This is a genomic window from Siminovitchia acidinfaciens (assembly GCF_003605385.1).
Classification (GTDB): Bacteria; Bacillota; Bacilli; order Bacillales; family Bacillaceae_C; genus Siminovitchia; species Siminovitchia acidinfaciens.
Map to the genome: position 1 here is coordinate 914937 of NZ_QYTV02000001.1, position 8401 is coordinate 923337.

An 8401-nucleotide genomic window follows, 5' to 3' on the forward strand; every position below is an offset into this window, starting at 1 on the left:
AAGCGGGGATAATTATGAATTTCGGAAAAAGATACATATCACTTCAGACGGCTATTATCATTTTTGTGGTGGTTGTCGTCATTGCTGCTCTCTCTGCAACGGGAATACTACTTGTAAATGTAACCGCTGACAATATTGAAATGCATCAGGCGGAAAAGGCCATGGGAATCGCACAGACTGTCAGTGAAGTTCCTCTGGTGAAAGAATCATTGGATGAAAATGAAAGATCAGAAGAAGTTCAACTCTTTACTAATAAGATCAGGCACGATACAAATTTGCTTTTTATAGTTGTCATGGATATGGATGGAATCCGAAAGACGCATCCAAACGCCGATATAATAGGAAAACCTTTTGTTGGAGGGGATGAGACTCGGGCATTAAAGGGGGAACAATACACTTCCATTGCGGAAGGAACTCTTGGTCCTTCGCTTCGTGCCTTCAAGCCAGTTTTCAATGATGCCGGTCAGCAAATCGGCGCTGTTTCAGTGGGGATATCTCTTGAAACTGTAAAGGATACCGTATCTAAAAGCAGGTATATCATCTACGCCGGCATGGGCGTCGGGATTTTGCTGGGGATAATTGGGGCGATATCCTTAGCAAGGAGAATCAATCGGATTTTATTTGGGCTGGAACCTTATAAGATTGCTAGCTTACTTGAAGAAAGAAATGCCATGCTTGAATCGGTCCGTGAAGGAATCATCGCAGTCAACCCTGAACACACCATCGTTGTGGCCAATAAGGAGGCAGTAAGGATTTTCAGGAAGGCAGGCCTTCCGCTTAATCCGGTTGGCAAAAAGGTAGATGAATATTTGCCGGTCAGCCGATTAATTAGAATCTTACAGTCGGACAGGGCCGAATATGATCAGGAAAGTGACATAAACGGGTTGCCTATTCTCGTGAACCGCGTGCCGGTGAAAGTGAATGGTCAAACGGTGGGTGCCATCTCGACTTTTAGGGACAAGTCTGAACTCAGTTCGTTGGCAGAGCAGTTGACGGGTGTTCGCACGTATGCGGATGCACTGCGTGCCCAAACCCATGAATTCATGAATATCCTGCATGTTATCACAGGAATGCTGCACATCAAAGAGTATGCGGGACTCGAAAAATATTTGAGAAAACAAACCAAACTTTTTCAAGCGGAAACCGGATGCGTGTCCAATATTGTGAAAGATCCGGTAATCGCCGGGTTTTTGCTTAGTAAGGGAAGCTATGCCCGGGAAAATCAAGTCAAACTCCGTTACAGGGCCAATACTCCTTTACCGTCATCTGCAGATCCGAATACCGCCCATCATATGATAACGATTGTGGGCAATTTAATAGAGAATGCATTTGACGCTGTGAAGGATAATATCGAAAAACAGGTTTCTGTCTCTTTTCATTATGACGGTGCATCATGCGCTATCACTGTAAAAGATAACGGAAAGGGAATCGCCGGGGAAATCAGAGATCATATTTTTCAAAAAGGGGAGTCTACCAAAGGCTCTGAAAAGGGGTTCGGGTTATATAATGTAATGCAAAGCGTCCGGTCATTGGACGGAACAATCGCATTTGAATCAGATGACATAATAGGAACTTCATTCATCGTGAAGTTTCCTTATAAGGAAGAGGAGAATGATTTTGATTAACGTATTAATCGTGGAAGATGATCCAATGGTTGCTGAAATTAATAAGCGGTATTTGGAAGCTATCCCCGGCTTTAAATGTATAGGCATTGCCCCCCATGCAGAGGAAGCTCTGGGTATGCTGCAAAATACTGGAGCGGACCTCTTATTGCTGGATATTTTTATGCCAGGAGAGCTGGGGCTGGAGCTGCTAACACAAATTAGAAGAGAAAAAAATGATATTGATGTCATTATCATTTCTGCTGCAAATGACATTCAAACGATCCAGTCGGCCCTCCATCTTGGAGTGGTTGACTTTTTGATTAAGCCGTTTGAGTTTGAACGCTTCCAGTCATCTTTAAGAAAATATAAAAAAACAAAACAGTTGTTAAGTGAGCAGAAAGAAAGGCTAAAGCAATCCGAAATTGACCAGCTTTTCAAGCGGGAAGAAAATCAGACTGCCGCAGCTGATATACCAAAGGGACTGACAAGGACCACATTGGAGATGATTGCAAAAGAAATTATGGAAAAAAAGGAGCAATCTTTTTCCACAGAGGAACTTGCACTGGATGTCGGTATTTCCCGTGTATCAATGGGGAAGTATTTAAACTTTTTGTGGGAGATTCAATTCCTTGATAAGAGGGTAGACTATGGAACAAAGGGGCGCCCTGCAAACAAGTATTGCCTTAGAAAAGAAAAGTTGGAGGTGATCAAGCAGTATATTGATGTACCTTAAAGTACCTTCGTTCACTTACATTACTTACTAAACTTTTAAATTAATTTAACAGACTTCATTAACTAAGGAAATGCGGATAACCTAATTTTAGTGAAAGCGCTTTTTCATTAATTTAAAAGGAGTGACGGCGGCCATGGGAAAATCACATATATTATCCGCATGGGAGACTTTATGGAAATCACATCGGCAAACGAAGAATTTGTTGATGTTTGCAATGCCTAAGAAAAGAGCGGAAAATGAAAATAAAAGGAGTATGAGAAAGGCAGAAGGTTTCGATCACCAGGATGGCGGGAAAGGTCCTGTTTCATATAGAACCCCCCAGAAAGTGGGATTGATATTAGGCCCATTATTATTTATTCTGACACAATTGTTTTTTACACCCGAGGGGTTAAGTTCTGAAGCTAAATCAGTTCTCGCTGTAACGCTGTGGGTAGCTACATGGTGGGTTACCGAAGCTATTCCGATTCCTGCGGCATCTTTATTGCCAATCATTTTGCTTCCGATGACTGGAGCGATGGCTGGATCAGATGTAACCGCTTCATACGGAGATCCAATCGTCTTTCTCTTTTTGGGCGGCTTCTTTATTGCCATTGCCATGGAGAAATGGAATCTTCATAAACGAATAGCGCTGACGATCATTTCTCTTATAGGGACAAATGTTCAAAGAATCGTTTTGGGATTCATGGCGGCAACAGGTTTTTTATCAATGTGGGTTTCTAATACCGCTGCCGTCATGATGATGATTCCGATTGGAACTGCGATTGTATATCAGGCGGCTGCAGCTATGAAAGGGAACAGTGAGACAAATGCCGAAGATAACCGCAACTTTGAAAAAGCCGTTATTTTGGCAATCGGTTACTCAGGAACTATTGGCGGACTTGGTACGCTGATCGGAACACCGCCCAATATCATTTTGGCCGCAACGGTCAACAAGCTTTTTGATATCCAAATTTCATTTGCGGGGTGGATGGCTTTTGCAACTCCAGTTGTGATCATCATGATTTTTGCAACTTGGCTTTATATTACTAAGATTGCTTTTCCGGTCAAATTGAAAGAATTGCCGGGCGGGAAACAGTTGATTGAAAAAGAAAAAACGGCATTGGGTAAAATCAGCTTTGAAGAGACCATGGTTCTACTAGTGTTTTTATTTGCTGCATTCATGTGGATTACCCGAACATTCCTGTGGGAGAATATCATTGGAATCACCACGCTATCCGATACATTGATCGCCATCCTTGCTGCAGTAATATTATTTTTAATCCCGGTAAGAAAAGGTAAAGGACGATTGCTTGAGTGGGAAAACTCAAAAGAAATTCCATGGGGAATTCTGTTATTGTTTGGAGGAGGCTTGGCCATTGCGGGCGGATTTATAGATACTGGTTTAGCTGAGTGGATGGGAACGCAATTGACAGTTCTGCAAGGAGTCCATTTCATCCTAATTATCTTACTTTCGACAGCACTTGTCCTTGGGTTGACAGAATTTACTTCCAATACTGCGACAGCTACGATGATTTTGCCTGTTTTGGCTTCGTTGGCACTCGCAATCAACGTTCATCCGTTTGCATTGATGGTTCCAGCTGCAATGGCGGCCAATTGCGCATTTATGATGCCTGTCGGAACCCCGCCTAATGCGATTATGTTTGCAACGGGCAAATTAAAACTAATAGAAATGATCAGGGCCGGATTTTGGGTTAATGTATTTGTTTTAATTTTAATCGTCGCGTTTGTGTTCTTAATACTTCCTGTACTTTGGGGAGTGGATTTAACCGTATATCCTGAGGCATTTAAATAATGATACGCAAAAAAGCTGCCAAGGCAGCTTTTTTGCGTATCAGTGGGGAGATTTCCGTAACTCTTCCATTGCCTGTTGTACGAGTGTGACTGCTTGGCTCATAGCTGCCCCGCCTCCGAATGCGGCAGTGACACCGATTGTTTCCAAAATTTCTTCTTCGGTGCATCCTTGGTCAAGGCATCCCTTTGTATGGTAAATGATACAATACTCATCCTGTGCATAAATGCTAATTCCCAGAGCAATCATTTGTTTCTCTTTTTGGGAAAGGTTGCCATCCTCGAAACAGGCCTGTGTAAAATGATTATACGCTTTTGCGATTTCAGGCATTTTTTTCGTAAATAAACCAATGCCATCCTTGTATTCCTGCAATGCTGCTTCTGAAAAATTGTGTTCTTCCATATTCATCTCTCCTTTCGAATGATATTATTACTACAGCGCATAAAAACATACGAAGAAATTTTATGCAAAAAAAAACACTCGATCCTATATGGATCAAGCGTTTAATATAGATGGAGCATAGCGGGATCGAACCGCTGACCTCTTGCATGCCATGCAAGCGCTCTCCCAGCTGAGCTAATGCCCCGTTAAAATTGAACACAATATCTATTATATAAACTTTTATAAAAAGTGCAAGAGAAATTTAAAATTAATTATCTCAAATTCTTGAACAAAGTCAATATGGCCTTAGTATAGGGGTCTGTGGATGGGTGACTTCATAATTGACATTCTTGATCTTAACACACTTTTTTTGATAATCCTCGACTCTGACTTGCATTTTTCCAAAAAAAGAGCGCTTGATTAAAGCGCTCTAGGAGGTTGAAGTGAGCCGAAATGGATTCGGAAGTCGGTTCGGTTGTGGTATTGTCCACGGGAAAGCTAGTAACGAAATGCCGTGCCAACAATGATCAACAGAATGAACAGTACTACGATTAACGCAAAGGAAGTACCCAAGCCGTATCCTCCCCCATATCCATAACCGCCATACCTACGGCCAAAACAACACATGAATTTCACCACCTTATAGGATTAATACAAATTATGCAGGTACAAGTGAAACGAGCTAGGGATATGCGGACAAATATTAAAAATGGGTATAAAATGGATATTAACCAATACTGGTTATCAGGACTGACCCTCATTTTCTGTTCCTAGACGGGTATAACACCCGCCTGCGGCTTCCTAGTTCAGAAAAACTGCAATATAAATCCTCTCAATCAAATTCGACATGCTCCACTACATTATTAACAAAGCCGGCTTTAAGTAGATATTGAAGAAGGTGTAAGTAGGTATTTGCTTTAATGATGAACGAAGAAGAGACGTTCAAGATGTGAATGTTGTGAAGAACACGAATGAGAGCACAGGCACAGACATGCACGTTTTGAATGGTAATAAAAAAAGCCCGTGATTAGCGGGCTTTAATGTGAAGTGACGGTATCACTCTTAGCTGTCCTGTCGTTTCACTTACGCTGACATTACTACTTTCTGGTGAAATTAGTTAACCTTCCATATCTGATGCACCATGAGAGTCAACCATACGAAACAAATGATCCATGCAGCAATGAAAAAAGTACCGATAATCCAATTCCTTGGTTTTTCTATTTGTCCATTTTCTTCAGCTTTATTCCTATATTCTTCTATAATTGTCCGTGGGATTAGTAGCAAGGCATTTATGATCCCAATAGGAACAATGATCAAATCATCTAAATATCCCAAAATTGGTATGAAATCTGGTATTAAATCAATTGGACTAATAGCATACGCAACAACGCAAATGGCGACACATTTGGCATACCCGGGTACTCGGGGGTCTCTGTAAGCTAGATAAAGTATGGAAATATACTGCTTAAGCTTCCTGAAATTGTGTGTGATTCTTTTTAGTGGTTATATATGTTGCTCGATGTTTTTCTACATCAATTACTATTTAAGTTTCAACTATAATAGATTTATCGATTGTAGCCTATGTTGGATACGTTAGCTCATTATCTCAATTTCTTGAACATCGTCTATGTGAGAGAGCGTATAATAGATATTTGTAACAGATCTTTTTGCACTGACACGTGTTTTCAACTCTAATAGATGAGCCGATTGTTCTCTTAAGTCTTTGATACGGGTGTGGGTGATATGGATTTTCTCTTTTTGTAGATTCAAAAGAACGTGTTCAACACTTTCTCTTTCTGTTACTGTAATCTTAATAAGAAGATCTCTTTTTAAAAGTTTCTTTGGGCCGATCTTTGTCAACGCATAGGGAATGACTTCCACACTAATGATGAGTAATACGACTCCAACTACAGCTTCCGTATAAAATCCGGCTCCGACGGCAATGCCAATTCCTGCTGCTCCCCAAATCATTGCTGCTGTTGTCAATCCGGAAATATGGTCATTGCCTCGTCTTAATATGACACCGGCACCTAAGAAACCGATGCCCGAAACAATCTGGGCCGCAAGGCGCAGTGGATCCATTTGGATTCTTACCTCGTCGCTTCCTGGAAAAAGATAGGCCGATTCAATCGATACAATTGTCAAAAGACAGCTGATGATTGAAATGACGAGACTTGTCTTCAGACCGAGAGGTTTTCGTTTTAACTCTCTCTCTAGACCGATGACTAATCCAAGGGCTGCGGAAATACATAATTTTATTAGTAGTTCTATATCGATCATTTCCATTAGCTTCTCTCCCTGTCTCTATAGAATTGGAAATGAAAAAAAATACGTTAATTTACTTTATCATATTTTAAAAGCAACCCATAAAGGAAAGATGATATATGGAAACACCAAAAATCAATCCGTATGCAGCCGTTATTCTGGCTGTCGTATCAATTTCCACTTCTGCCATCTTTGTGAAGCTGTCTACAGCAGATGCAGGAATTATTGCCTTTTATCGAATGCTGTTTACTGTTTTGATTATGGCTCCCGTTTTTATTCCTAATTATGCAAAGGAACTGAAACGAATTTCAAAAAAAGACTGGCTATATTCTGCGGTTGCCGGAATCTTTCTGGCTTTTCATTTCATACTGTGGTTCGAATCTCTTAATTATACGTCCGTTGCAAGCTCAACTGTTCTTGTTACGTTGCAGCCGCTTTTTGCCTTTTTCGGGACGTTTATCTTTTTCAAAGAAAAGTTCTCTTTCAAGGCGATTGCTTCCGCTATCGTTGCGGTGATTGGCAGTATCATAATTAGCTGGGGAGATTTTTGGATTAGCGGCAGTGCGCTTTTCGGCGATATGCTCGCTTTAGCGGCCTGTGCATTGATTACCGGATATTTGTTAATCGGACAAACGATCAGGCGAAGACTTTCATTAATGACTTATACGTTTATCGTCTACCTATTCAGTGCGATTGCCTTATTGATTTATGTTTTAATTACTCAGGAAGCGTTGTATCCATACCCTTCATCAGAATGGGTTTACTTTTTGCTGCTTGCGATATTGCCAAATTTGCTTGGACACTCCGTATTTAATTGGGCGTTGAAGTGGATCAGTACGTCAGTCATTTCTATGGCCATATTGTTTGAACCTGTAGGAGCTACTATTCTTGCTTACATCATAATTGGCGAGAAAGTACTCATGACACAAATAATAGGAGGAATAATCATTATTTTGAGTGTCTCTTTATTCATTAGTAACGAAAGAAAAAGTTGAATCATTATATGAAGATGTAGGTAAAGCCAGAAAAAACAAAAGCCATGCAGGACATGAAAATAAATGTCCCGGCTTCTACCTTCTCTTCGGCATTACTTATACGAAGTCCTTCTATATAAGAATAAGAAAAAAGGTAAAGAGCCATTAAGAAAGAAATGATTAGGGCAATAGTAGTTAATATAGAAATCACCTTCCCAAATGTATAGATGTTTGCTATTATATCTATGTATTGTGAGAGAGGAAGATGAAAACATAATTTTTTTCAAAAAAACTATTGCATCTTCTAAAACATCGTGATATATTATTACCTGTCCGACAGAGAAGTTAAACATCCAAAAAGAAATTCAAAAAAAGAATTTCAAAAAAAGGATTGACAAGCTTCCGGACAGAAGTTATTATATAAAAGTCGCCTCAAACGAAGTTGCTTAAAACTTCCGGAAGAACTTAAAAAAGTTCTTGACAGACTGAGGATGACGAGTTACAATGAAAAAGTCGCCTCAAAACAGCGAGAAAAAAACAATCATAAAAAATTGTTGACAAGTTGACTTGAGTGTGATACAATGGAAAAGCTGCTCGAGAGAGCAACTGCAAGTTTGATCTTTGAAAACTGAACGAAACGAAACGTCAATAATTT

The 8401-nt window shown here is 40.2% G+C and carries 8 protein-coding genes and 1 tRNA gene; 4 read left to right on the plus strand and 5 right to left on the minus strand.

Features of this window, described 5'->3' with window-relative positions; genetic code table 11:
• Positions 1-14 precede the first annotated feature (14 nt).
• From dcuS to D4T97_RS04245, 3 genes are all read left to right on the plus strand, one after another.
• A complete protein-coding gene (dcuS, locus tag D4T97_RS04235; RefSeq protein WP_126047929.1) occupies positions 15-1625 on the plus strand; it encodes a DcuS/MalK family sensor histidine kinase in 1611 nt (536 codons plus the stop codon).
• Positions 1618-2337 carry a response regulator gene (locus D4T97_RS04240; protein WP_126047931.1) on the plus strand — a complete coding sequence of 240 codons (720 nt, stop codon included), beginning with the start codon at positions 1618-1620 and terminating at the stop codon, positions 2335-2337. The genes dcuS and D4T97_RS04240 overlap by 8 nt, the downstream gene beginning before the upstream one ends.
• A 133-nt stretch (positions 2338-2470) precedes the next feature.
• Complete coding sequence (locus D4T97_RS04245; protein WP_126047933.1) at positions 2471-4129, plus strand: SLC13 family permease; 1659 nt, start codon at positions 2471-2473, stop codon at positions 4127-4129.
• A gap of 39 nt (positions 4130-4168) precedes the next feature.
• Here D4T97_RS04245 and D4T97_RS04250 read toward each other — a convergent pair whose 3' ends face one another.
• The 5 genes from D4T97_RS04250 to D4T97_RS04270 all read right to left on the minus strand — a co-directional run bounded on the left by D4T97_RS04250 (position 4169) and on the right by D4T97_RS04270 (position 6793).
• Positions 4169-4528: a carboxymuconolactone decarboxylase family protein gene (locus tag D4T97_RS04250; protein ID WP_126047935.1), complete on the minus strand. Its 360-nt coding sequence runs from the start codon at positions 4526-4528 to the stop codon at positions 4169-4171.
• Positions 4529-4639: 111 nt separating this feature from the next.
• Positions 4640-4712: transfer RNA gene (locus tag D4T97_RS04255), tRNA-Ala, on the minus strand.
• 293 nt (positions 4713-5005) lie between these two features.
• A complete protein-coding gene (locus D4T97_RS04260) occupies positions 5006-5134 on the minus strand; it encodes a YjcZ family sporulation protein (RefSeq protein ID WP_126047937.1) in 129 nt (42 codons plus the stop codon).
• Between the two features lie 486 nt (positions 5135-5620).
• Positions 5621-5998, minus strand: coding sequence for a YkvA family protein (locus D4T97_RS04265; protein WP_126047939.1), 378 nt, complete (start codon positions 5996-5998; stop codon positions 5621-5623).
• Between the two features lie 102 nt (positions 5999-6100).
• Positions 6101-6793, minus strand: a complete 693-nt coding sequence (locus tag D4T97_RS04270; RefSeq protein ID WP_126047941.1) for an MgtC/SapB family protein — start codon at positions 6791-6793, stop codon at positions 6101-6103.
• Between the two features lie 98 nt (positions 6794-6891).
• On the opposite strand from D4T97_RS04270, the gene D4T97_RS04275 reads away from it, so the two are divergent.
• Positions 6892-7767, plus strand: coding sequence for a DMT family transporter (locus D4T97_RS04275; RefSeq protein ID WP_126047943.1), 876 nt, complete (start codon positions 6892-6894; stop codon positions 7765-7767).
• Positions 7768-8401: the final 634 nt, after the last annotated feature.